Origin of the sequence: Streptomyces sp. NPDC048496, from assembly GCF_043200055.1 — a bacterium.
Lineage (GTDB): Bacteria > Actinomycetota > Actinomycetes > Streptomycetales > Streptomycetaceae > Streptomyces.
Window position 1 is genome coordinate 1 of the sequence record NZ_JBICXB010000062.1, and the last position, 24,624, is coordinate 24,624.

Here is a 24,624-nt window from a genome sequence, read left to right on the forward strand (position 1 = left end):
TGGAGCCATGAATCCCACCGCAAGACCGCCCGAACCAAGACCATCGAGGACCTCATCGCAGCGTAATCAACCGGCCACCCGACAGGCTCTCAGGTGTGAAGCTCTTGCGGGAGAGTTCTTCCCCAGGGAGGAACCCGGTGTCGTAGTTGATACCCCGTGCGCGCACGTCATTGTCCCTTCACATAACCGTTGCCGTGTTCCAGCAAGTCAAAGGCGCGCTCGGTGCCCTTGGCCAGAGGGGAACGGCTACCGAAGGTGTCGGCGAATCCGGAAGAACCCAGGGGCGGACCTGACAGACGATCACCCCGGCACGATCAAGACCCCCACCCGCACGAGAACGCCACCTGCAGCCCACACCAGACTCGTGACCAGCCACTTCAGGATGGAAAATCCCCATTGCTGTAGCAGCGCTTAACCGTTGCCGTAGAACTATTCACTTGTGTGGCGCGTAGTAGGTGGGGCAGGTTCGCCGGTTTCCGCGGGCGTACGGCATGTCCTCGGGAACAAGGAACTGCGGGCCCTCGCCCTCTCCGCGGCCCTCACCAACCTGGGCTCACAGATCGGCGCGCCGACCCCACCCCAGCGGAAACCACCCCAGAACGCTGACCCCCGCGAACCCGCCTCGTGGAACCGCCCCACGACCCCGCCCCACGACCCCGCCCCGCGCACGCTCCCCGCGCACACGCACCCGATCAGCCCTGCGAGAACCCACCTGTGCACCCCCCACCCCGTGCGGCAGAGTGGATCCATGTCCGTACTGACGCGCGATGAAGCGCAGACCCGAGCCCAGTTCCTCGACGTGGACAAGTACACGATCGACCTCGACCTGACCACGGGAGAAGACACCTTCGACTCCCGCACCGTCATCCAATTCACCGCACTCGCGGCCGGAGACACCTTCGTCGAACTCAAGCCCGCCACCCTGCGCTCCATCACCCTCGACGGACAGCCCCTCGACCCCGCCGACCTCACCGACAACCGGTTCCCCCTCACCGCACTCACCCCCGGCGCACACGAACTCCGCATCGACGCCGCCATGCGCTACTCCCGCACCGGCGAAGGCATGCACCGCTTCACCGACCCCACCGACGGCGAAACCTACCTCTACACCCAGCTCTTCATGGAAGACGTCCAACGCGTCTTCGCCGTATTCGACCAGCCCGACCTCAAGTCCGTCTTCGCCCTCACCGTCACCGCCCCCGAAAACTGGACCGTCCTCGGCAACGGCATCGCCGAACACACCGGCAACGGCCGGTGGACCATCGCCCCCACCCCACTGATCTCCACCTACCTCGTCGCCGTCGCCGCCGGCCCCTGGCACTCCATCACCACCCAGCACGCCGGACTGCCCTTCGGCATCCACTGCCGCCGCTCCCTCGCCCCCCACCTCGACGCCGACGCCGACGAAATCCTCGACATCACCCGCGCCTGCTTCGACCGCTTCCACGAAAAATTCGACGAGCCCTACCCCTTCGACTCCTACGACCAGGCATTCGTCCCCGAATTCAACGCCGGCGCCATGGAGAACCCCGGACTCGTCACCTTCCGCGACGAATTCATCTACCGCTCCGCCGTCACCGACACCGAACGCCAAGTCCGCGGCATGGTCATCGCCCACGAAATGGCCCACATGTGGTTCGGCGACCTCGTCACCCTCGCCTGGTGGGACGACATCTGGCTCAACGAGTCATTCGCCGAATACATGGGCTACCAGACCCTCGCCGAAGCCACCCGCTTCACCGACACCTGGGTCGACTTCGGCGTCGCCCGCAAGGGCTGGGGATACGACGCCGACCAGCGTCCCACCACCCACCCCGTCGCCCCCGACCCCGCGGCCGTCCCCGACACCGCATCCGCGATGCTCAACTTCGACGGCATCTCCTACGCCAAGGGCGCATCCGCCCTCCGCCAGCTCGTCACCTGGCTCGGCGAAAAGGACTTCCTCGCCGGCATCAACACCCACTTCGCCCGCCACAAATTCGGCAACGCCACCCTCGCCGACTTCATCGACAACCTCGCCTCCGCCACCGACCGCGACGTCCACGCCTGGGCCGACCAATGGCTCCGCACCACCGGCGTCGACACCCTCACCCCCCACGTCGAAGAAACCGACACCACCTGGTCCCTCACCGTCGACCACCACGGCACCCGCCCCCACCGCATCGCCGTCGGCGCCTACGACCACGCCCTCGACACCCAGCCGGGCCCCGACCAGCTCGTCCTCCGCGACCGCTTCGAACTCGACATCCCCCAGGACGGCACCCCCACCACCCACCCCGGCCGCCGCCCCGCCCTCCTCGTCCTCAACGACGGCGACCTCACCTACGCCAAGATCCGCCCCGACACACCCTCCTGGAACACCGTCGTACGCGGCCTCTCCGGCATCCCCGACCCCCTCACCCGAGCCGTCATCTGGAACAGCGCCCGCGACATGGTCCGCGACGGCGAACTCGACCCCACCACCTACCTCGAAACCGCCCGCACCCACCTCCCGTACGAAACCGACCTCGCCCTCCTCCAAGGCGTCCTGACCTTCGCCGGCACCCAGATCGCCGCACGCTACGTCACCCCCGAAAACCGCCCCGCAGCCCTCGCCACCCTCACCGCCCTCTGCCGCGACCTCATCCGCCGCACAGAAGACGGCACCAACCCCGGCCTCCGCCTCACCGCCGTACGCCACCTCATCGACGCCGCCACCCAACCCGACACCATCCAGACCTGGCTCACCGACGGCACCGTCCACGGCGGACCCGAACTCGACCCCGAACTCCGCTGGCGCATCCTCACCCGCCTCGCCACCCTCGGCGCCACCGACGAAACCACCATCGCCACCGAACTCGAGAACGACCCCAGCGCCACCGGACAGGAAGGCGCCGCCCGCTGCCGCGCCGCCCTCCCCACCCCCGAAGCCAAAGCCGCCGCCTGGGACACCCTGTTCAACGACGACACCCTCTCCAACTACCTCTTCACCGCCACCGCACAAGGCTTCTGGCAAGCCGAACAAACCGACCTCACCAGCGACTACATCCCCCGCTACTACCCCGACGTCACCCGACTCGCCACCCGCCGAGGCCCCGCCATCGCCGAAGCCGCCGGCCGCCACGCCTTCCCCATCTACGCCATCACCGCCGACAACCTCCACCTCGGCGAACAAGCACTGGACAGCAACACCCTCATCCCCGCCCTGCGCCGCAAGCTCGCCGACCAGATCGACGACCTCCGCCGCGCCCTCGCCGTACGCAACGCCCACTGACCCACAACCCCGCACCACCCCCACAACCACACACCGCACCACCCGTGCCCGGCCCACCCTCACCACCGAGGGGAAGCCGGGCACACCCATACCACCACTGCCCCCCGCCATCACCCCCACAGCCACCACCCGTCCCCCTTTCGAGTTCAGATCACCGAGCTCACCGCCCACGCCACCAGAAACCCGGACAAGCTGACACTTCCACCCACGCGCACCCGAAGGACCCCACCACCATGCCCACCCCACCCCTCGCCGGAGGCACCACCGGCCCCGCCGCCCTACGCCCCCTCCTCGACACGGTCCTCACCGCACTCCACGACGGAGCCCAACAACGCCACGGCCCCCTCCCCGCCGGCGGACCCCAAACCGTCACCGACCACATACACCAAGCCACCCACCCCCTCATCCCCGACCACGGCACCGGCCCCCACCACGCCCTCCGCACCCTCATCACCGCACTCACCCAAGGCGCCGCAGACCCCGCACACCCCCACTGCACCGCCCACCTCCACACCCCACCCCTCGCCCTCGCCGCAGCCGCCGACCTCGCCGCCTCCGCCCTCAACCCCTCCATGGACTCGTGGGACCAGGCACCCGCAGCCTCAACCCTCGAAACCGACACCACCACCGCACTCGCCGCCGAGATCTACCCCCACCAACCCCACCCCGACGCCCTCATCACCACCGGCGGCACCGAAGCCAACCAACTCGCCCTCCTCCTCGCCCGCGAACGCCACGGCCCCGTACAGACCCTCACCGGCGCCAACGCCCACCACAGCATCACCCGCGCCGCCTGGCTCCTCGGCCTCCCCGAACCCCACACCATCCCCGCTCCCACCGGCGTCATGGACCTCACCGCACTCGAAGAAGCCCTCACCCACCACCCCGGCCCCCACCTCGTCACCGCCACCGCAGGCACCACCGACACCGGCCAGATCGACCCCCTCGACGACATCGCCGACCTCTGCACCACCCACGGCGCCGAACTCCACATCGACGCCGCCTACGGCGGACCACTCCTCTTCAGCCCCACCCACCGCACCAAAATCCACGGCCTCGACCGCGCCCACAGCGTCACCCTCGACCTCCACAAACTCGGCTGGCAACCCGCATCAGCCGGCATCCTCGCCGTCCCCGACCACCACCACCTCCACCCCCTCCACCACCACGCCCCCTACCTCAACGCCCACGACGACACCCAAGCCGGCCTCCCCGACCTCCTCGGCCGCTCACTGCGCACCACCCGCCGACCCGACGCACTCAAAATCGCCGTCACCCTCCAAGCCCTCGGCCGCACCGGACTCGCCGACCTCATCGACCACACCATTAACACCGCCCACCAACTCGCCGACCTCATCACCCACAACCCCACCCTCGACCTCTACCAACCACCCACCATCACCACCGTCCTCTTCCGCCCCACCAACGCCACCGACCACACCGTCGCCACCGTCCGCCGCACCCTCCTCACCACCGGCCAAGCCGTCCTGGGCCGCGCCCACGCCGACAACCGCCTCTGGCTCAAAGCCACCCTCCTCAACCCCCACACCACCCGCCACGACCTCCAAACCCTCCTCGACCTCATCACCCACCTCACCCACACAGTCCAGAAAGGCAACCCACCCCGATGACCGACCGACCCACCCCCGACCCCGGCCAGCCACACGACCTCGTCGGCATCGGCATCGGCCCCTTCAACCTTTCCCTCGCCGCCCTCGCCCACGGCATCCACCCACTCGCCGTGACCTTCTACGAACAACGCCCCGCCTTCCACTGGCACCCCGGACTCCTCATCGACGGCTCCAGCCTCCAAGTCCCCTTCCTCGCCGACCTCGTCACCCTCGCCGACCCCACAAGCCCCTGGACCTTCCTCAACTACCTACGCAGCCGTGACCGCCTCTTCCCCTTCTACTTCGCCGAGCGCTTCCACATCCAACGCGCCGAATACGACGCCTACTGCCGCTGGGTCACCGACCAACTCCCCGGACTCCACTTCAGCCACCAAGTCGACGCCATCCGCTGGAACCCCGAACGCACCCTCTACGAAGTCGACTTCACCCAACTCGACACCCACGGCGAAGTCGAAGCCCTCGGCCGCACCTACACCCGCCACATCGCCCTCGGCATCGGCACCGAACCCTTCATCCCCGACCCCCTCAAACCCCTCGCCGAAGCCGAATCCGTCCCCGTCATCCACTCCGCCGACTACCTCCACCACCGCGAACAACTCCTCCAGTCCGAACACATCACCGTCATCGGCTCCGGTCAATCAGGCGCCGAAATCTTCCTCGATCTCCTCCGCGCCCGCCCCGCCGGACACGAAAAACTCCACTGGCTCGCCCGCACCGGCGCCTTCGCCCCCATGGAGTACTCAAAACTCGGCCTCGAACACTTCACCCCCGACTACAGCCGCTACTTCCACGCACTCCCCGAATCCGTACGCGACGAACTCGTCCCCCACCAATGGCAACTCCACAAAGGCATCGACGCCGACACCATCGCCGCTATCCACGACGAGCTCTACCGACGCACCCTCCACGGCGGCTGGCCCGACACCACCCTCACCCCCGGCGTCCACGTACGCACCGCAGGCCGCCTCGCCAACACCCGCGTCGAACTCCACCTCGAACACACCCAACAGAACACCCGCACCCGCCTCACCACCGACGCCGTCATCCTCGCCACCGGCTACCGCGAACGACCCCTCGACCGCCTCCTCACCGGCCTCACCCCCCACATCCGCCGCGACGCCGCCGGACGACCCCGCATCGACGACCAGTTCCGCCTCGAACTCGACCCCACCGTCACCGGCAACATCTACGTACAGAACGCCGAACGCCACACCCACGGCGTCGGCGCCCCCGACCTCGGACTCGCCGCCTGGCGCAGCGCCACCATCCTCAACAACCTCACCGGGACCAACGCCTACCCCCTCCCACAACGCACCGCCTTCACCACCTTCGGCCTCACCCCCCAGAACACCCCCCACATCCCCCACCAGCACCCCACCCTCATCCCCCTCGCCCAAGGCAACTGACCCCCCACCCACAACAAAAGGCGGCCGCCCCCTCAAAGAGGAGACGGCCGCCACACCCACCCAGCCACCAGTGCCGGGAGAGGCACTAGAACACCGGCACACCATCCCGCGTCAGCCGCCAGTCCACCGAAGCAAACTGCGCAACATCCACCGAACCCTTCGCCTGCACCCAGCCAATGATCGTGTTCCGGATCTCCTCCGAATTCGCCCACAGCTGCTTCGCACCCGGCACATGCGGGAAGTTACCCCCACCGCTCGCCCGATAATTGTTCACCGCCAGCACGAACTCCGCCGCCGGATCGATCGCCTTGCCTTCGAACGACAGATTCACAATCCGCGAACCATTCGGCTTCGCAATGTCGATCTCATACGTCAGACCCGACACCGCGTCATAGTTGTAGTCCGGCGTATTGCCCGCATTCGTCAACTTCGCCGTATCCACCGGAGCACCCGCGGCCGTCTGCACGTAGTACCGCGCCGAGAACTCCAGATAATCCTTGATCTGCGCACCCGTCAGCAACCGTGCCTCAAGCGTGTTCTCGAACGGATACAGACCCGCCGCATCCTTGATCGTCACATTCCCCGCCGGAATCTGCGCCGTACGGGAGAAACACGACGCCTGCGACAGCACAGGCAGCGACGCATACGCGCCACCCGCCAGAGCCGCCTTCACCGTCTCCGCCTGAACCACATTGATCAGATCAATGATCGGCTCGTCCTTCCAGGCCGCCTCCGCCGTCGTCATCGCCGCCGTCGACGTCCCGATCACCTGATTGACGTACGCCACAACCTTCTTGTGCTCATCCGCCAACAACCCCGTGATCTTCGGATCCTCCGCCACCGTGTTCGAGTTCAGCACCCGCGAACCCGCACGCTCCACCACCCAGCGACCCTTCTCCCACACCAGATCGAAGTCGAACAGCGTCAACCGCTGCCCCCACTTCAACGGCTCGGAGAGCACCACCTTCTTGCCCGTCTCCTTGTTCTCCACGAAGTACTCGGGGATCTCCAGGTGAGCATGACCGACCAGAATCGCATCGATACCCGGCACCTGCTCAGCCACCAGCGCCGCCGCGTTCTCCACGTACGGAACCTGGTCACCGTACGACGACGTCCCACTGGTCCCCGAGTGCGCCGACACGATCACGACATCCGCCCCCATGGACCGAAGCCGCGGCACGAACTTCGCCGCCTGCTCCTCCAACCCCGGGAACACCATCTTGCCGCTGACATTCGCCTTGTCCCAGATCGCGATCCCCGGGTTCGTCAGACCCAGAATCGCCACCTTCACATCCGGACCGTGCGGCGTACGCATCCGCTTGATCACATACGGAGCGAACGCCGGCGTCAACGTCTTCGCATCCAGCGCGTTCGCACCCAGCAGCGGAAAATCACACTGCTCCTCGAACTTCCGCAGCACCGGAATGCCGTAGTTGAACTCATGGTTGCCCAGCGCCGCCGCGTCATACCCGATCGCGTTCATCGCCTGCGCCATCGGATGCACCGGACCACGCTTCGCCGTGATCGGATCGACCTTCGCGTAGTAGTACGACAGCTGCGTGCCCTGGATCGTGTCGCCCGCATCGATCATCAGGGTGTTGTGACGGCCCTTCTCCGCACGGACCTGCTCCACCAGCGTCGAGATCTTCGCCAGACCCACATCGTTGTGCGCCTTGTCGTCGAACTCCTTGTCCGTGAAGTAGTCCCAGTTGAAGACATTCCCATGCAAATCGGTCGTACCCATCACCGTGAACGCATACCGCTTCGGCGGACGCCCAGGACCACGACCGTCGGCCTCGGCAGGCACAGCCACACCCCCAGCCAGTGCCACACCGGCCCCGGCCGCGGCCGATGTGCCCAGGAATGTCCTACGGTTCAGCGGCATTTCGTCTCCCATAGATCAGATCTCGCAGTACACAACGCGCGTAGATAATGACCCACCCGCCGCGCCACGCAACACCCCTTGCAGGTTTCTATCTGATGACCACACGGGTCACACCCCGATGCGACAGTGGCCCCATGGCCAACACACCAGCCCCCTACGGCACCCCCGACCACCCCCGCGTCGCCGTCCGCGGCGAAGCCCGCCTCGAAGTCGACCCCGAAACCGCCCACATCACCATCACCGTCGCCGTCCGGGGCAAAGACCGCCAAAAAGCCCTCGAAGACCTCACCCGACGCAACACCCACGTCCTCGAACTCGCACGCACCTACGGACACGCCGTCGAAAAACTCGAAACCGGCGCCTTCTCCATCACCCCCGAACTCGCCGCACGCGGACGCGACGAAAAAATCCGCGCCTACCACGGCCGCGTCCACATCACCGCCGTGCTGGGCGACTTCACCGCACTCGGCGAACTCACCACCCGCATCGCCGACCTCGACATGACCCACATCAACGGCCCCTGGTGGAACCTCCGCCCCGACTCACCCGCCCACGCCGAGGCCCGCCGTCAAGCCGTACAAGAAGCCCTCAAACGCGCCCGCGAATACGCCGGCGCCCTCGGTACCCACCTCACCGCCCTCCTCGAAATCGCCGACCTCGGCGCCGAGAACACCGCCCCCCTCCCACCCATGCCCGCCGCACCCGGCAGCTTCCGCGGCCGCGCCGCATACGGCGGAGCGGAACCCGAAACACCCCCCGCCCTCGACCTCGAACCCCAGCGGCAGACCGTCTACGCCCAGGTGAACGCCCGCTTCACCATGGAACCCCCAAAACTCTGAAAACAATGCTCATCAGAGCGCCCCGCCGCACAATTCAACACTTGTCAATAACCCTTCACCCAAAGGTTGTTGAGACGACACGCAGGCCCAAATCGCTACCCGCAGGTAAGGTCTAGGCTCAAACCATGCGCCGAGCAAAAATCGTCTGCACCCTGGGCCCAGCCACCGATACATACGAGCAGATCAAGGCACTCGTCGAAGCCGGAATGGACGTCGCCCGCTTCAACCTCAGCCACGGCTCCTACGTCGAACACGAACAGCGCTACCGCCACGTCCGCAAAGCCTCCGACGAAACCGGACGCAGCGTTGGCATCCTCGCCGACCTTCAAGGTCCGAAGATCCGCCTCGGCCGCTTCCGCGAAGGCCCCGTACTCCTTGAACGCGGCGACACCTTCACCATCACCGTCGAACCCATCGAAGGCGACCGCGACGCCTGCGGCACCACCTACGAAGGCCTCCACACCGACGTCACCACCGGCGAGCGCATCCTCGTCGACGACGGCCGCGTCACCCTCGAAGTCACCGATGTCGACGGCCCCCGCGTCCACACCACCGTCATCGAAGGAGGCATGGTCTCCGACAACAAAGGCCTCAACCTCCCCGGCGTCGCCGTCTCCGTCCCCGCACTCTCCGACAAGGACATCGAAGACCTCCGCTGGGCCCTGCGCACCGGCGCCGACGTCATCGCCCTCTCCTTCGTACGCAGCGGACGCGACATCGACGACGTCCACCGCATCATGGACGAAGAAGGCCGCCGCCTCCCCGTCATCGCCAAAGTCGAAAAACCCCAGGCCGTCGAGAACATCGACGACATCGTCGCCGCATTCGACGGCATCATGGTCGCCCGCGGCGACCTCGGCGTCGAAATGCCCCTCGAACAAGTCCCCATCGTCCAGAAGCGCACCATCAAACTCGCCAAGCGCAACGCCAAACCGGTCATCGTCGCCACCCAGATGCTCGACTCGATGATCGACAACTCCCGCCCCACCCGAGCCGAAGCGTCCGACGTCGCCAACGCCGTCATCGACGGCACCGACGCGGTGATGCTCTCCGGCGAGACCAGCGTCGGCAAATACCCCATTGAAACGGTCCGCACGATGTCCCGCATCGTCGAAGCAGCCGAGGAAGACATCCTCGCCAAGGGCCTGCCTCCGCTCACCGACCGCAACAAGCCCCGCACCCAGGGCGGCGCGGTCGCCCGCGCAGCCGCCGAGATGGGCGACTTCCTCGGCGCGAAGTTCCTCGTCGCCTTCACCCAGAGCGGCGACACGGTCAAGCGCCTCTCCCGCTACCGCTCACCCATCCCGCTCCTGGCCTTCACCCCGGACCCGGCCACCCGCTCCCAGCTGAACCTCACCTGGGGCGTCGAGACCTTCCTCGGCCCGCGCGTCGACTCCACGGACGCGATGGTCGCCCAGGTCGACGAGGAGCTCCTGCGGATCGGCCGCTGCGAGAAGGGCGACATCGTGGTCATCACGGCCGGCTCCCCGCCGGGTGTCCCCGGATCGACGAACCTGGTGCGCGTGCACCACATCGGCGAGGACGACAGCCCCAAGTAGTTCGGTCGTCAGTGCTTCGGCCCGACGTGAGCGTCCATGAGAGCGACGGACGCCCGTCGGGCGGCGGAGATGTTGAGCGGGCTGCCGCCTCGTGCGAGGGTCGTCCACTCGACCCCGACAGCGGTGAGCGTATCGCTGAACAGCTTGCGGATGTCGTCCGACTTGTTGGTGAAGAAGTACCGGGGGTACTCGTAGCGCCTCCGTTCACCACCGATGAGGCGAGTGGTCCAGTTGATGATCCGGCATCCATCGGAGTGGATGAGGCCGCGGATGAATTCCCATGGGTGGGCCTCCACGATCCTCTGTTGCCAGGGTTCGAGAGCGATCTTGCGGTCGTGCTTCCTGCCTGGTCCGTGCTGAGGGAAGAGGCAGGGCCAGTGCTTGCTGTGGCACGTCACGTACTGGCAGCCCTGACGCTGAACCCGGAACACCTTGTTTCCAGGACGCACGATCTGCATGGCCTCGGCACAGGCGTCGATGAGGCCGGGCCAGGCATCGGCGCAGGCGATACGGAGGAAGTACACACCTCTTTTGGCGGAGCTGATACAACCGTCCCCGAGATAGAGGCCCAGCAAGTAGGCGTACACGGCGGGGTCTTCAGGATCGCTCGGCGTGTCGCCGCACCGCGGACAGTCCGCAGCGCGGCTCCAGCCGAGGGGCTCTATTCGTGTCTGCCACGAACGGATGGCGGCGCGTGAGATGCCGGTCTGCTTGCTTACGGAGTTCTGGCTGAAACCCTGGGCGATGAGTGCCAGAGCACGCTTGCGCGTATCAAGGTCGTACACGTGGCCGAGTCTGGCCGGACCGTGAAGCCGGGCCGCGGATTTCGCGAGGCGATCACACGATCAAGTGAAGCCTTACCATTTCCTTGCGGCCTTGGAATCGAAGGAAAAGTACCCCGAGTCGGACTCGAACCGACACTGTATGGGTTTTGAATCCATTGTCTCTAACCAATTGGACTACCGGGGCTCGCTAAATCGCAGGTTTCCCTCGACCCGCTGAGCATCCACCTTACCGCAGCTAGGTAGGCTCTTGGCAGCAGCACCCTGTCTTGAACGAGGAGCCCCGTGACCACGCCCGAGTCGCCCCAGCCCGTCGCCGACGACGACAAGTCGCACGTCCCGCCGCTGACGACCCGCGTCGTCATCGCCGAGGACGAGGCTCTCATCCGCCTCGACCTCAAAGAGATGCTCGAGGAAGAGGGCTACGCGGTCGTCGGCGAGGCCGGTGACGGCGAGAAGGCGGTCGAGCTCGCCCGTGAGCACAGGCCCGACCTCGTCATCCTCGATGTGAAGATGCCGATCCTCGACGGCATCTCCGCCGCCGAGCGCATCTCCGAGGAGTCCATCGCGCCCGTCCTGATGCTCACCGCGTTCTCGCAGCGCGACCTGGTCGAGCGGGCCCGGGACGCCGGGGCGATGGCGTACCTCGTGAAGCCGTTCAGCAAGAGCGACGTGGTGCCGGCCATCGAGATGGCCGTGTCGCGGTTCGCGGAGCTGAAGGCGCTGGAGAGCGAGGTCGCGGACCTCGCGCAGCGGCTGGAGACGCGGAAGCTGGTGGACCGGGCGAAGAGCATTCTGCAGACGGATTACGGGCTGTCGGAGCCGGCGGCGTTCCGGTGGATTCAGAAGACGTCGATGGATCGTCGGCTGTCGATGCAGCAGCTTGCCGAGGCGTTGATCGAGGATGCCGAGGAGAAGAAGCGGGCGGCGAAGGACGGCGAGTAGCCGTCTGCGTACGTACGGATGAGGCCCGCACCCCGATCGATCGGGGTGCGGGCCTCATCCGTGTGGAGCGGTGTCGGTCAGTCCTCGCCGAGGTACGCCTTGCGGACGGATTCGTCGTGGAGGAGGTTCTGGCCGGTGCCGGAGAGGACGATCTTGCCGACCTCCATGACGTGGCCGTGGTCGGCGAGTGAGAGTGCGGCCTGGGCGTTCTGTTCGACGAGCAGGATGGTGGTGCCCTGGGCCTTCAGCTCGACGATGGTCTGCATGATCTTCTGCATCATGATCGGGGAGAGGCCCATGGAGGGTTCGTCGAGCATGAGCAGTTTGGGCTGGGACATGAGGGCGCGGCCCATGGCGAGCATTTGCTGCTCGCCGCCCGAGAGGGTTCCGGCGGCCTGTTTCCTTCGTTCTCCGAGGATGGGGAAGAGGTCGTAGGCGCGCTGGACGTCCTTCTCGATGCCTGCTTTGTCGTTGCGGAGGTAGGCGCCGAGAAGGAGGTTCTCGGTGATCGTCAGCCGGGGGAAGATGTGGCGTCCCTCGGGGGAGTGGGCGAGGCCCAGGGAGACGATCTTGTGGGCGGGGATGTTGGTGAGTGGTTTGCCCTCGAAGAGGATCTGGCCGCCGATGGGCTTGAGGAGGCCGGAGAGGGTGCGCAGGGTGGTGGTTTTGCCTGCGCCGTTGGTGCCGATGAGGGTGACGACCTGGCCGGCTTCGACGGTGAAGGAGATGCCTTTGACGGCTTCGATCTTGCCGTAGGCGACGCGGAGGTCTTCGACCTGGAGCAGTGCGGTCATTGGGTGTCCTCCTCTTCGGTGCGGGTGGTGCTGGTGGTGCTGGTGGTGCTGGTGGTGCTGGTGGTGCTGGTGGTGCTGGTGTCGTCGTCGGTGGCGGCTTCGGCGTGTGCTTCGGCTTCCGCTGCTTCGACTTCGGCGACTTCTTCGGCGCCGGGGGCGCCTTCGAAGGGGGTGCCGAGGTAGGCGGCGACGACGCGTTCGTCGCTCTGGACGACGTCGGAGGTGCCTTCGACGAGCTTCTCGCCCTGGACGAGGACGGCGACGCGGTCGCAGAGGTTGAAGATGAAGCGCATGTCGTGCTCGATGACGAGGACGGCGATGCCTTGGTCGCGGATGGCGAAGATGAGTTCTTCGGTGACGCGGGTTTCCTGGGGGTTCATGCCGGCGGTGGGCTCGTCGAGGAGGAGGAGTCCGGGGTCGCTGGCGAGGGCGCGGGCGATTTCCAGCTTGCGCTGGTCTCCGTAGGGGAGGTTGCGCGCGAGGTGGTCGGCCTTGTCCTGGAGGCCGATGAATTCCAGGAGTTCCATGGCGCGTTCCCGGCTGGCGTTCTCGGCCTTGGTGAAGCCGGGGAGGCGCAGGAGGGCGGACCAGAGGCCTTCCTTGGTGCGGGTGTGGCGTCCGACGAGGACGTTTTCCAGGACGGTCATGTTGGCGAAGAGCCGGATGTTCTGGAAGGTGCGGGCGATGCCTGCCTGGGTGACGAGGTGGGGCTTGGGCGGCAGGACGGTGCCTTTGTAGCTGACTGTGCCTTCGGTGGGGACGTAGAGCCCGGTGAGGCAGTTGAAGAAGGTGGTTTTGCCGGCGCCGTTGGGTCCGATGAGGCCGACGATTTCACCTGTGTTGACGGTGAGGTCGACGTTGCGTACGGCGGTGAGGCCGCCGAAGCGCATGGTCACGCCGCTTGCGTCGAGGACGGTGGTGGCGGTTTGTGTGGTGGTGGTCATGGTGGTCACGCCCCCGCCTTGGCGATGCCGGCGCCGGTTTCTTCGGACTGCCGTGGTTCCGGTACGTCGATGGGGTCGTTCTCGTGGAACTCGAGCTGTTTCCTGCGGTCGGCGACGAGACCTTCGGGGCGGAAGCGCATCAGGAGGATGAGCGCGATGCCGAAGAGGAACAGCTGGTAGTCCTTCATGAACTGGAGTTTGGCCGGGATGAGGTAGAGCAGTGCCGCGCCGACGAAGGGTCCGCTGAGGGTTCCCATGCCGCCGAGGATGACGGCGGCGAGGAGGAAGGCGGAGTTGGGGGGGACGGAGCCGGCGAACTGGTACTGCTCGGGCGTCACGGTGTAGTTGACGTGTGCCTGGACGGTGCCGGCGAGGCCGGCGAGGGTGGCGCCGAGGGCGAAGGCGAGCAGCTTGAGCCGGAAGGCGTTGATGCCCATGGCGGTGGCGGCGGTTTCGTCTTCGCGGATGGCGACCCAGGCGCGGCCGATGCGGGATTCTCCGGAGCGGCGGAAGACGAGGACGACGACGGCGGTGACGACGAGCATCAGCAGGTAGTAGTTGGCGGGCCTGCTGAGGGTGAAGGGGCCGATGTCGTGGCTGAGTCCGAAGTCGATCCCGAGGAGGTTGAGGTCCGGGATGCTGGGGATGCCTTGGGAGCCGTTGGTGAGGTCGGGTCCGCTGTTGCCGTTGAGGTTGTTGACGGTGACGCGGAAGATCTCTCCGAAGCCGAGGGTGACGATGGCGAGGTAGTCGCCGCGCAGTCGGAGGGTCGGGGCGCCGATGAGGACGCCGAAGACGAGTGAGACTGCGGCTCCGGTGAGGACGGCGGCCCAGAAGGGGAAGTGGACGCCGATGGCGGAGAGTGGTGCGCCGGAGACGAGGGCCGCGGCGTAGGCGCCGACGCCGAGGAAGGCGACGTAGCCGAGGTCGAGGAGGCCGGCGAGGCCGACGACGACGTTGAGGCCGAGGGCGACGGTCGCGAAGATGAGGATGTTGACGCCGATGAGGGCGTATTCCGCGGTGTCCTGGGTGAAGGGGAAGCAGAGTGCTGCGACCAGGGCTGCGGTGAGGGCGACGTTGCGGTGCTTCGTGGTCAGCGCGGTGATGCGGGAGATGAGTCCGGCGCGGGTGATTGCGGTGAACGCGAAGGCTGCGGTGATGAGGAAGCCGATGAACTGTTCGGATTCGTCGGTGGGGATGTCGATGCCGTAGGTGAAGACGTACAGCATGGCGCCGAAGGCCGCGGTGATGATGAGGATTTCGGCCCAGGCGGGGAGTGCTTTGGCGCGGGGTGCCGCGGGCGCGGTGAGGCTGTTGCGGAAGCGCTGCCAGGCGCCGGGCCGGGGTTCGTGCTGGGGGAGTGGTTCGTCGCTGGGGAGTGCGAGTGCGGCGATGGTGGTGATGAGTGCGCCGATGCCGCTGACCCATGCGCCGGGTTCGAGGTTGACGACGCCGCCGAGTTCGTAGGCGATGGCTCCCATGGTGTAGCCGGTGGTGCCGAGGGTGCCGAGGGCGAGGAGTCGGACGGGGCTGTTGGTGCCGCCGGGGGTGAGCCAGCCGAGTCCTCGGATGCCGTATCCGCTGAGTACGAAGAGGAGGGTGAGGGCGGCGCTGGTGAGGGTGAGGATCTGGAGGCCGCCGGGGTAGCCGGTGACGGTGAGGTCGCCGGGGAAGTCGGTGGTCCAGGTCCAGGCGAGGAAGGTGCCGGCGAGGGCGATGGCGGCGCCTGCGGCGGTGAGGGCGCGGGCGACGGGGGTGGGCAGTGGGATGAGCGTGTCCCGGGCCGGTGTGGTGTGGGTGGTCATCCTTATCACGCCCGATCCGCGACGCGTTCGCCGAGCAGACCCTGGGGGCGGAGCAGCAGGACGACGATGAGGAGGACGAAGGCCCATACGTCCTTCCAGGCGCCGCCGCCGAAGAGGTCCATGCCGGGGACGTCGCTCATGTAGCCGGTGGCGAGGGATTCGGCGACGCCGAGTACGACTCCGCCGAGCATGGCGCCGTAGATGTTGCCGATGCCGCCGAGTACGGCTGCGGTGAACGCCTTGAGGCCCATGAGGAAGCCCATGCGGAAGCCGATCTGGCCGTTCTTGAGCCCGTAGGCGACGGCTGCGACGGCTGCGAACGCGGCGCCGATGGCGAAGGCCATGACGATGATGCGGTCGGTGTTGATGCCCATGAGCTTGGCGGTGTCGGGGTCCTGCGAGGTTGCCTGCATGCCGCGGCCGGAGCGGGTCTTGGAGACGAAGAGGCCGAGGGCGATCATGCAGACGGGTGCGGCGATGAGGACGAAGAGGTCACCGCGTTGGATGTTGGCGCCGAGGAAGTCGAAGGCGTCGCCCTTGAACTGGGGGAAGGGGTGGTCCTTCGTGGCGTCGGGGTACCACTTCCAGATGGCCTGCTGGAGTGCGAGGGAGAGTCCGATCGCGGTGATCAGCGGGGCGAGTCTGGGGGCGGTGCGCAGGGGCCGGTAGGCGAAGCGTTCGGCTGCGACGCTGATGGCGACGGAGCATATGACGCCGCCGATGATCATGAGGGGGACGATTGCGAGGAGGTTGGAGCCGGCCGGCATCCAGAGGTACACGGTGAGAGCTCCGAAGCCTCCGATCATGAAGATCTCGCCGTGGGCGAAGTTGATGAGCTGGATGATTCCGTAGACCATCGTGTAGCCGATCGCGATGAGACCGTACATCGCGCCGAGGATGAGTCCATTGGCCAGCTGTTGCGGCAGTTCGTTCACCGCAGGGCCTCCGTGGAGTGGTTCGGATATGGCACCGCGCGGGAGCGCTGGTAGCGCTCCCGCGCGGTCTGGTTTGCTTTGTTCTGTGTGACCGGGAGGGCTTGGTCAGTCCTTCTTGTAGGCCTCGCTGAGCTTGGAGACCCACTTGCCGCCGTCGACCTGGTAGGCGGTCATCATGGTGTTGGTGGTGTCGCCGAATTCGTCGAAGGCGACGGGGCCGGTGACGCCGTCGAAGCTGACCTTGCCGACGGCCTCGAGGACCTTGGCGCGGGCGTCGGCGGGGAGCTTGCCGTCGTTGGCGGCGACGACGGCCTTGACGGCCTCGATGATGGCCCAGGTGGCGTCGTAGGTGCCGCCGCCGTAGGCCTCGTAGGCGTCCTTGTAGCCGGCCGCCTGGTAGTCCGCGATGAACTTCTTGGCGGAGTCGAGCTCCTCGACGGGCTTGCCGACGGAGGTGGCGATGTCGCCCTGGGCCTTCTTGTTGAGCTTGATGAAGTCGGCGCTGTACATGCCGTCGCCGCCCATGAGGGGGATCTGGACGCTGTCCTTGAGCTGCTGGCTCAGGGGTGCGCCGGCGGGGTACTCACCGCCGTAGTAGACGGCCTTGGCGCCGGACTTCTTGACCTTGGTGACGACGGCGTTGAAGTCGCGGTCGTCGGGGTTGACGTGGTCGGAGCCGGCGATCTTGCCGCCGAGCTCGGTGAACGTCGCCTTGAAGGAGGCGGCGAGACCGGCGCCGTAGGGCTTCTGGTCGTCGATCAGGTAGACCTGCTTGATCTTCGCGTTGTTGAAGAGGTACTTCGCTGCGAAGGCGCCCTGGATCTGGTCCGTGGTGGCGGTGCGGAAGTAGGTCTTGTAGGGGCGCTTCTTGTCGCCGGTCTTCCAGTTGTCGCCCTGGGTCAGCTCGGTGCCCGTGTTGGCGGGGGAGATCTGGACGAGGCCGGCGTCGTTGAGCGGCTTCTGCATCGACTGGGAGACGCCGGAGTTCAGGGGGCCGACAACGCCGACGACCTTCTTGTTGTCGATGAACTTGGTGGCGTTCTGCTGGCCGACGGAGGGCTGCGCCTGGTCGTCGAGCGGCTGGACCTCGAAGGTGATGCCGGGGACGGTCTTGTCCTTGTTCGCCATCTTGGCGGCGAGGTCGGCGGAGTTCTTGATGCCGAGGCCGAGGGCGGAGAGGTCGCCGGTCAGGGGCGCGTCGACGCCGATGACGACGGTCTGGTTGTCGCCGCCGCTGCTGCTCTTCTTGCCGTCGTCGCGCGACCCGCAGGCGGTGAGCGTCAGTGCTCCTGTGGTGAGCACTGTGGTGAGGATGAGCAAAGAACGGTGTCGCACGAAAGGTCCTTTCCCTGGCGCGGCCTCCTCTGCTTGAGGTGCCGTGTCGTTCACCGGGCCGTACTGGATTGGTACAGGGCCGTGCTGCAGACGCGCCCGGCGGCGCGGTGACTGGCCGTGACTCTAGGCGTAGGTGGCGGAGTCGGGGATGGGTCGGCGGAGGATGTGACTGTCTTGTTATGCCGTTGAGGAAGGCTTGAGGTGGCTGTGGGGACATGTACGGCTTTTTACTGGACGACGAAGTGGCCGCATTCTGAGAACGCGCAGCTCTGCTAAGGGGCTTGAGGCGATCTTGGTCCTGTCGCGTGGTCGGGGGCGTGAGGGCGCGACGAGGTGCCCGGTGTCTGCGGGGCCGGGTTCTTTGTGCTGCCCGGTGGCGCTCCGGTTTTGCGCGCTTGTTACGCAGTGTTACGCCGGGGGGTGTGTGGTCCACGCCCTGTGGTGTCGGTGGGTCGTGTGGGGATGTCGAGTGGGTCACACAATGGGTTGTGGGGTCAAGGGTGTTGTGTGTGGAAGTTGTTCAACTGCCGTGTGTGGGTGGCTAGTTGTGGGTGGATATGGCTCTGCCCGGCCGGATTTTCCATCCGGCCGGGCAGAGGTGTGTCTTTTGGTGTCGGTAGGTCAGGCGGCGGCAGTCTTGGGGGCGTCGCGGAGCAGACAGGTCAGCCGGGCGGTGCAGACCCGCTTGTCGTGCTCGTCGGTGATGACGATCTCGTAGGTGGCGGTGGAGCGGCCGCGGTGTACGGGGGTGGCGGTGCCGGTGATGAGTCCGCTCCGTACCCCTCGGTGATGGGTGCAGTTCAGGTCGACGCCGACGGCGATCTTGGTGGCGCCGCCGTGGAGCATGGTGCCGACGGAGCCGAGGGTTTCGGCGAGGACGGCGGAGGCGCCGCCGTGCAGGAGCCCGTAGGGCTGGGTGTTGCCTTCGACGGGCATGGTGCCGACGACGCGGTCCGCGGAGGCTTCGACGATCTGGATGCCCATGCGTTCGCCGAGGTGTCCGGCGGAGAAGAGTGCGGGCAGGTCGACGCCGAGGGTGGCGTACTCGTCGATGATCTCCTGGGGGAACTTGGGTGCGGTGTGCTCGCCCATGGGGTCCGGCTCCGATCGTCTGCGGTGGTTCGTCGTTCTCTTGCTGTGTGCATTGTTCTTATCAGACGACTGAGCGAACGCTTAGTGGGTTGGGTGTGCGGATTGTCTCCGGACGCTCTGGTCCCGGACGTCCTACTCCTTGATGTTCTCGAAGCGGACGACGACGGACTTGCTCGCGGGGGTGTTGCTGGTGTCGGCGGTGGAATCGAGCGGGACCAGCACATTGGTCTCGGGGTAGTAGGCGGCGGCGCAGCCCCGGGCGGTGGGGTAGTGGACGATGCGGAAGCCGGGGGCGCGGCGTTCGACGCCGTCCTTCCATTCGCTGACGAGGTCGGTGTAGGCGCCGTCGGTGAGGCCGAGGGTGCGGGCGTCGTCGGGGTTGACCATGACGATGCGGCGGCCGCCCTTGATGCCGCGGTAGCGGTCGTCAAGGCCGTAGATCGTGGTGTTGTACTGGTCGTGGGAGCGCAGGGTCTGCAACAGCAGTCTGCCTTCGGGGAGTTCGGGGTATTCGACGGGTGCCGCGGTGAAGTTGGCCCTGCCGGTGGCGGTGGGGAAGCGGCGGGAGTCGCGCGGGGCGTGCGGGAGGGTGAATCCGCCGGGGTGGGCGATGCGGGCGTTGTAGTTCTCGAAGCCGGGGACGACGCGGGAGATGCGGTCGCGGATCGTTGCGTAGTCCTTCTCGAACTCTTCCCAGGGGGTGGTGGATTTGGGGCCGAGGACGGCGCGGGCGAGGCGGGCGACGATGGCGGGTTCGGAGAGCAGGTGGGGGCTTGCGGGGGTGAGGTTGCCGCGGGAGGCGTGGACCATGCTCATGGAGTCCTCGACGGTGACGAACTGTTTGCCGCTTGCCTGGACGTCCTTGTCGGTGCGGCCGAGGGTGGGCAGGATCAGGGCGCGGGTGCCGGTGACGGCGTGCGAGCGGTTGAGCTTGGTCGATACGTGGACGGTGAGGCGGGCGCGGCGCATGGCGGCCTCGGTGACGGTGGTGTCGGGGGTGGCCGCGACGAAGTTGCCGCCCATGGCGAAGAAGATCTTGGCGTCGCCGTCGCGGAGGGCCTGGATGGAGCGGACGACGTCGTAGCCGTGGTGGCGTGGTGAGGTGATGCCGAATTCCTTGTCGAGGGCGTCGAGGAATGCGGGGGCGGGGCGTTCGAAGATTCCCATGGTGCGGTCGCCCTGGACGTTGGAGTGGCCGCGGACGGGGCAGACTCCGGCGCCGGGCCGTCCGATGTTGCCGCGGAGCAGGAGGAAGTTGACGACTTCGCGGATGGTGGGGACGGAGTGTTTGTGCTGGGTGAGGCCCATGGCCCAGCAGACGATGGTGCGCTTCGAGGCGAGGATCATGGTGAGGGCCTGCTCGATGGTGGCGCGGTCGAGTCCGGTGGCGGTGAGGGTCTCGTCCCAGTCGGCGGTGCGGGCGGCGGCGGCGAATTCCTCGTACCCGTGGGTGTGTTCGGTGACGAAGGTGTCGTCGACGGCGCCTTCGGTCTCCAGGATCATCTTGTTGAGGAGCCGGAAGAGGGCCTGGTCGCCTCCGATGCGGATCTGCAGGAAGAGGTCGTTGAGGGCGGTGCCCTTGATCATGCCCTGGGGTGTCTGCGGGTTCTTGAACCGTTCCAGGCCGGCTTCGGGCAGCGGGTTCACCGAGATGATCCTGGCGCCTGCGGATTTGGCCTTCTCCAGGGCGGAGAGCATCCGGGGGTGGTTGGTGCCGGGGTTCTGTCCGGCGACGATGATCAGGTCGGCCTGGTGGAGGTCCTCGAGGGAGACGCTGCCCTTGCCGATGCCGATGGTCTCCGTGAGGGCGGAGCCGGAGGACTCGTGGCACATGTTGGAGCAGTCCGGCAGGTTGTTGGTGCCGAATTCGCGGGCGAACAGCTGGAGCAGGAACGCGGCCTCGTTGCTGGTGCGGCCGGAGGTGTAGAAGAGCGCTTCGTCGGGGGAGCCGAGGGCGCGCAGTTCCCCGGCGATGATCTCGAAGGCGTGTTCCCAGGTGACTGCCTCGTACCGGTCGGCGCCTTCGGGCAGGTACATCGGCTGGGTGATGCGGCCCTGCTGGCCGAGCCAGTAGCCGCTGCGGGTGGCCAGGTCGGCCACGGGGTGGGCGGCGAAGAAGTCGGGGGTGACGCGGCGCAGGGTGGCTTCTTCGGCGACGGCCTTGGCGCCGTTCTCGCAGAATTCGGCGGTGTGCCGTTTGTCGCCCTCGGGCCAGGCGCAGCCGGGGCAGTCGAAGCCGTTCTTCTGATTGACCTTGAGGAGGGTCTGGGCGGTGCGGCGGACGCCCATCTGCTGTTGGGCGATGCGCAGGCTGTGGGCGACGGCGGGCAGTCCGGCGGCGGCGTGCTGGGCCGGTTCGACGTGTGGTGCGTCCTGGACCGGGTCACCGGTGGGCGGCTTGGTGGCCATGTCTGCTCCCCTTTGAGCCAGCTGCGAACCTGCGCGGTGTCGCTTCGTGTGTTTCCGTGTTCTTCCGTCTCCGGCGATCGTGTCACGCGGCGCGGGGCGGGTGCCGGGCGAGTGGTGTGCGGTCGGGATTGTCGGTGGTCCGTGGCAGGATCGGGGGCGTGGCTGAGACGGCATCGAAGAAGACGGCAGACAACCGACCGCGCCTGCTCCTGATGGACGGGCACTCCCTGGCGTACCGGGCGTTCTTTGCGCTGCCTGCGGAGAATTTCACGACGGGGGCGGGGCAGCCGACGAACGCGGTGTACGGCTTCGCGTCGATGCTGGCGAACACGCTGCGTGACGAGGCGCCCACGCATTTCGCGGTGGCTTTCGATGTCTCGCGCAAGACGTGGCGGTCGCAGGAGTTCCCGGAGTACAAGGCGACCCGTTCGAAGACGCCGGACGAGTTCAGGGGGCAGGTCGAGCTGATCGGCGAGCTGCTGGACGCGATGCATGCCGATCGTTTCGCGGTCGACGGTTTCGAGGCGGACGATGTGATCGCCACGCTGGCGACGCAGGCGGAGGCGGCCGGGTTCGAGGTGCTGATCGTCACCGGTGACCGGGATTCGTTCCAGCTGATCACGGACAACGTCACGGTGCTGTACCCGACGAAGGGTGTGTCGGAGCTGACGCGGTTCACTCCGGAGAAGGTCGAGGAGAAGTACGGGCTGACGCCGCAGCAGTACCCGGACTTCGCGGCGCTGCGCGGGGACCCGTCGGACAATCTGCCGGGTATCCCGGGGGTCGGTGAGAAGACGGCCGCGAAGTGGATCAACCAGTTCGGTTCGTTCGACGACCTCGTCGCGCACGCCGACGAGGTCAAGGGGAAGGCCGGCCAGAATTTCCGGGACCATCTGGAGTCCGTGAAGCTGAACCGGCGGCTGACCGAGATGGTCCGGGATGTGGAGCTGCCGAAGACTCCGCAGGACCTGGAGCGTGCGCCGTACGACCGCTCGGCGGTCACGGGTGTGCTGGATGTGCTGGAGATCCGTAACCCGAGCCTGCGGGAGCGGCTGCTGGCCGTGGACCCGGGGGCTGCGGAGGCGGAGGCCCCGGCGCCGGCGGCGGGCATCGAGCTGGACGGTTCGGTGCTGGGTGCGGGTGAGCTCGCGCCGTGGCTGGCGGAGCACGGCGGGCAGCCGCTGGGTGTCGCCTCGGTGGACACGTGGGCGCTGGGCACCGGCAGTGTCACGGAGATCGCGCTGGCCGCGGGGGACGGGGCGGCGGCGTGGTTCGACCCGGCGCGGCTCGACGAGGCGGACGAGCGGGCGTTCGCCGCCTGGATCGCGGATGCCGGGCAGCCGAAGGTCATGCACAACGCGAAGAGTGCGATGCGGGTCTTCCCGGAGCACGGCTGGCAGGTCGACGGCGTCACGATGGACACGGCGCTGGCCGCGTATCTGGTCAAGCCCGGGCGGCGGTCCTTCGCGCTGGACGCCTTGTCGGTGGAGTATCTGGGCCGGGAGCTGGCCCCCGCGGCGGCGTCCGACGGGCAGCTGGCGTTCGGTGCGGACGACCAGGCGGAGGCCGAGGCGCTGATGGCGCAGGCCCGTGCGGTCCTGGATCTGGGCGAGGCGTTCACCGTGCGGCTGCAGGAGGTCGGCGCCGCCGAGCTGCTGCACGACATGGAGCTGCCGACGTCCGCGCTGCTGGCCCGCCTGGAGCGGCACGGCATCGCAGCGGACCGGGAGCATCTGGAAGGCATGGAGCAGCAGTTCGCCGGCGCGGTGCAGCAGGCGGTGAAGGAGGCACACGCCGCGGTGGGCCGTGAGTTCAACCTCGGGTCGCCCAAGCAGCTTCAGGAGGTTCTCTTCGGTGAGCTGGGGCTGCCGAAGACGAAGAAGACGAAGACGGGTTACACGACGGACGCGGATGCGCTGGCGTGGCTGGCGGTGCAGACGGAGCACGAGCTGCCGATCATCATGCTGCGCCATCGCGAGCAGGCGAAGCTGCGGGTGACGGTCGAGGGCCTGGTCAAGACGATCGCGGCGGACGGCCGTATCCACACGACGTTCAACCAGACGGTGGCGGCGACCGGCCGGCTGTCGTCGACCGACCCCAATCTGCAGAACATTCCGGTCCGCACGGACGAGGGCCGGGCGATCCGGCGCGGTTTCGTCGTCGGCGACGGGTTCGAGACGCTGATGACGGCGGACTACAGCCAGATCGAACTGCGGGTGATGGCCCACCTGTCGCAGGACGCGGGCCTGATCGAGGCGTTCACGTCCGGTGAGGACCTGCACACCACGGTGGCCTCGCAGGTCTTCGGTGTCGACAAGTCCGCTGTCGACGCGGAGATGCGCCGCAAGATCAAGGCGATGAGTTACGGGCTCGCGTACGGGCTCTCCGCGTTCGGTCTGTCGCAGCAGCTGAACATCGAGGCGGGCGAGGCGCGCGGACTGATGGACACGTACTTCGAGCGGTTCGGCGGGGTCCGTGACTATCTGCACCGGGTGGTGGAGGAGGCCCGGGCCACCGGCTACACGGAGACGGTCTTCGGCCGTCGCCGTTACCTCCCGGACCTGAACAGCGACAACCGGCAGCGCCGCGAGACGGCTGAGCGGATGGCGCTGAACGCACCGATCCAGGGCACGGCGGCGGACATCGTCAAGGTCGCTATGCTCCAGGTCGACCGGGCGCTCACCGAGGCGCAGTTGAAGTCCCGGATGCTGCTCCAGGTCCACGACGAAATCGTGCTGGAGATCGCCAAGGGCGAGCGGAAGCAGGTGGAGGAGATCGTGCGCCACGAGATGTCGACGGCGGTGCGGTTGCGTGCCCCGCTGGATGTGTCGGTCGGTGTGGGTGCGGACTGGGAGTCCGCCGCGCACTGACGTGAGCGGGGCGGTCCCGGCAGTCGTGCTCAGTCGCCGGGCGGGCTAGTGCCGTGACCGGCAAGCTTTGCCCCGTCGCGTCGTCCAGCACGCCCGCTCGCCGCGTTGGCCAAAAGCCCTGGTAGCTCCGCTACAAGGAC

The 24,624-nt window shown here is 67.1% G+C and carries 16 protein-coding genes and 1 tRNA gene; 7 read left to right on the forward strand and 10 right to left on the reverse strand.

Going from position 1 to position 24,624, the window contains the following annotated elements:
* Window positions 1–748: 748 nt before the first annotated feature.
* From pepN to ACGFSA_RS31470, 3 genes are all read left to right on the forward strand, one after another.
* On the forward strand, window positions 749–3,253 hold the full coding sequence (gene pepN, locus ACGFSA_RS31460) for an aminopeptidase N (RefSeq protein WP_393309443.1): 2,505 nt from the start codon (window positions 749–751) through the stop codon (window positions 3,251–3,253).
* Between the two features lie 233 nt (window positions 3,254–3,486).
* Window positions 3,487–4,884, forward strand: a complete 1,398-nt coding sequence (locus ACGFSA_RS31465) for a pyridoxal phosphate-dependent decarboxylase family protein (protein ID WP_393309444.1) — start codon at window positions 3,487–3,489, stop codon at window positions 4,882–4,884.
* Window positions 4,881–6,290, forward strand: a complete 1,410-nt coding sequence (locus ACGFSA_RS31470) for a lysine N(6)-hydroxylase/L-ornithine N(5)-oxygenase family protein (RefSeq protein WP_393309445.1) — start codon at window positions 4,881–4,883, stop codon at window positions 6,288–6,290. Before ACGFSA_RS31465 ends, ACGFSA_RS31470 begins: the two co-directional genes overlap by 4 nt.
* Window positions 6,291–6,375: 85 nt before the next feature.
* Here the strand turns inward: ACGFSA_RS31470 and ACGFSA_RS31475 are convergent, their stop codons facing one another.
* Window positions 6,376–8,175, reverse strand: coding sequence for a bifunctional metallophosphatase/5'-nucleotidase (locus ACGFSA_RS31475; protein WP_393309446.1), 1,800 nt, complete (start codon window positions 8,173–8,175; stop codon window positions 6,376–6,378).
* A 134-nt stretch (window positions 8,176–8,309) separates the two neighbouring features.
* Between ACGFSA_RS31475 and ACGFSA_RS31480 the strand changes: the two genes are divergently transcribed.
* On the forward strand, window positions 8,310–9,014 hold the full coding sequence (locus tag ACGFSA_RS31480) for an SIMPL domain-containing protein (protein WP_393309447.1): 705 nt from the start codon (window positions 8,310–8,312) through the stop codon (window positions 9,012–9,014).
* Window positions 9,015–9,139: 125 nt separating this feature from the next.
* Window positions 9,140–10,573, forward strand: a complete 1,434-nt coding sequence (gene pyk, locus ACGFSA_RS31485; protein ID WP_393309448.1) for a pyruvate kinase — start codon at window positions 9,140–9,142, stop codon at window positions 10,571–10,573.
* An 8-nt stretch (window positions 10,574–10,581) separates the two neighbouring features.
* On the opposite strand, the gene ACGFSA_RS31490 is transcribed toward pyk, so the two are convergent.
* Entirely contained in the window at window positions 10,582–11,358 is a 777-nt protein-coding gene (locus ACGFSA_RS31490; RefSeq protein WP_393309449.1) for a transcriptional regulator, read from the reverse strand.
* Between the two features lie 109 nt (window positions 11,359–11,467).
* Window positions 11,468–11,542: transfer RNA gene (locus ACGFSA_RS31495), tRNA-Leu, on the reverse strand.
* Between the two features lie 98 nt (window positions 11,543–11,640).
* Between ACGFSA_RS31495 and ACGFSA_RS31500 the strand changes: the two genes are divergently transcribed.
* Window positions 11,641–12,300, forward strand: a complete 660-nt coding sequence (locus ACGFSA_RS31500; RefSeq protein ID WP_359108752.1) for a response regulator — start codon at window positions 11,641–11,643, stop codon at window positions 12,298–12,300.
* Window positions 12,301–12,377: 77 nt separating this feature from the next.
* Here ACGFSA_RS31500 and ACGFSA_RS31505 read toward each other — a convergent pair whose 3' ends face one another.
* From ACGFSA_RS31505 to ACGFSA_RS31535, 7 genes are all read right to left on the reverse strand, one after another.
* Window positions 12,378–13,094, reverse strand: coding sequence for an ABC transporter ATP-binding protein (locus ACGFSA_RS31505; protein ID WP_266986825.1), 717 nt, complete (start codon window positions 13,092–13,094; stop codon window positions 12,378–12,380).
* Entirely contained in the window at window positions 13,091–14,038 is a 948-nt protein-coding gene (locus tag ACGFSA_RS31510) for an ABC transporter ATP-binding protein (protein ID WP_393309455.1), read from the reverse strand. Before ACGFSA_RS31510 ends, ACGFSA_RS31505 begins: the two co-directional genes overlap by 4 nt.
* 5 nt (window positions 14,039–14,043) lie before the next feature.
* On the reverse strand, window positions 14,044–15,843 hold the full coding sequence (locus tag ACGFSA_RS31515) for a branched-chain amino acid ABC transporter permease (protein ID WP_393309450.1): 1,800 nt from the start codon (window positions 15,841–15,843) through the stop codon (window positions 14,044–14,046).
* A 5-nt stretch (window positions 15,844–15,848) separates the two neighbouring features.
* Window positions 15,849–16,778, reverse strand: coding sequence for a branched-chain amino acid ABC transporter permease (locus tag ACGFSA_RS31520; protein WP_393309451.1), 930 nt, complete (start codon window positions 16,776–16,778; stop codon window positions 15,849–15,851).
* Window positions 16,779–16,883: 105 nt separating this feature from the next.
* Complete coding sequence (locus ACGFSA_RS31525; protein ID WP_393309456.1) at window positions 16,884–18,098, reverse strand: branched-chain amino acid ABC transporter substrate-binding protein; 1,215 nt, start codon at window positions 18,096–18,098, stop codon at window positions 16,884–16,886.
* A 636-nt stretch (window positions 18,099–18,734) separates the two neighbouring features.
* Window positions 18,735–19,205, reverse strand: a complete 471-nt coding sequence (locus ACGFSA_RS31530; RefSeq protein WP_393309452.1) for a PaaI family thioesterase — start codon at window positions 19,203–19,205, stop codon at window positions 18,735–18,737.
* A 132-nt stretch (window positions 19,206–19,337) separates the two neighbouring features.
* Complete coding sequence (locus ACGFSA_RS31535; RefSeq protein ID WP_393309453.1) at window positions 19,338–21,614, reverse strand: FdhF/YdeP family oxidoreductase; 2,277 nt, start codon at window positions 21,612–21,614, stop codon at window positions 19,338–19,340.
* 158 nt (window positions 21,615–21,772) lie between these two features.
* Between ACGFSA_RS31535 and polA the strand changes: the two genes are divergently transcribed.
* Window positions 21,773–24,484 carry a DNA polymerase I gene (gene polA / locus ACGFSA_RS31540; protein WP_393309454.1) on the forward strand — a complete coding sequence of 904 codons (2,712 nt, stop codon included), beginning with the start codon at window positions 21,773–21,775 and terminating at the stop codon, window positions 24,482–24,484.
* The last annotated feature ends 140 nt before the right edge of the window (window positions 24,485–24,624 follow it).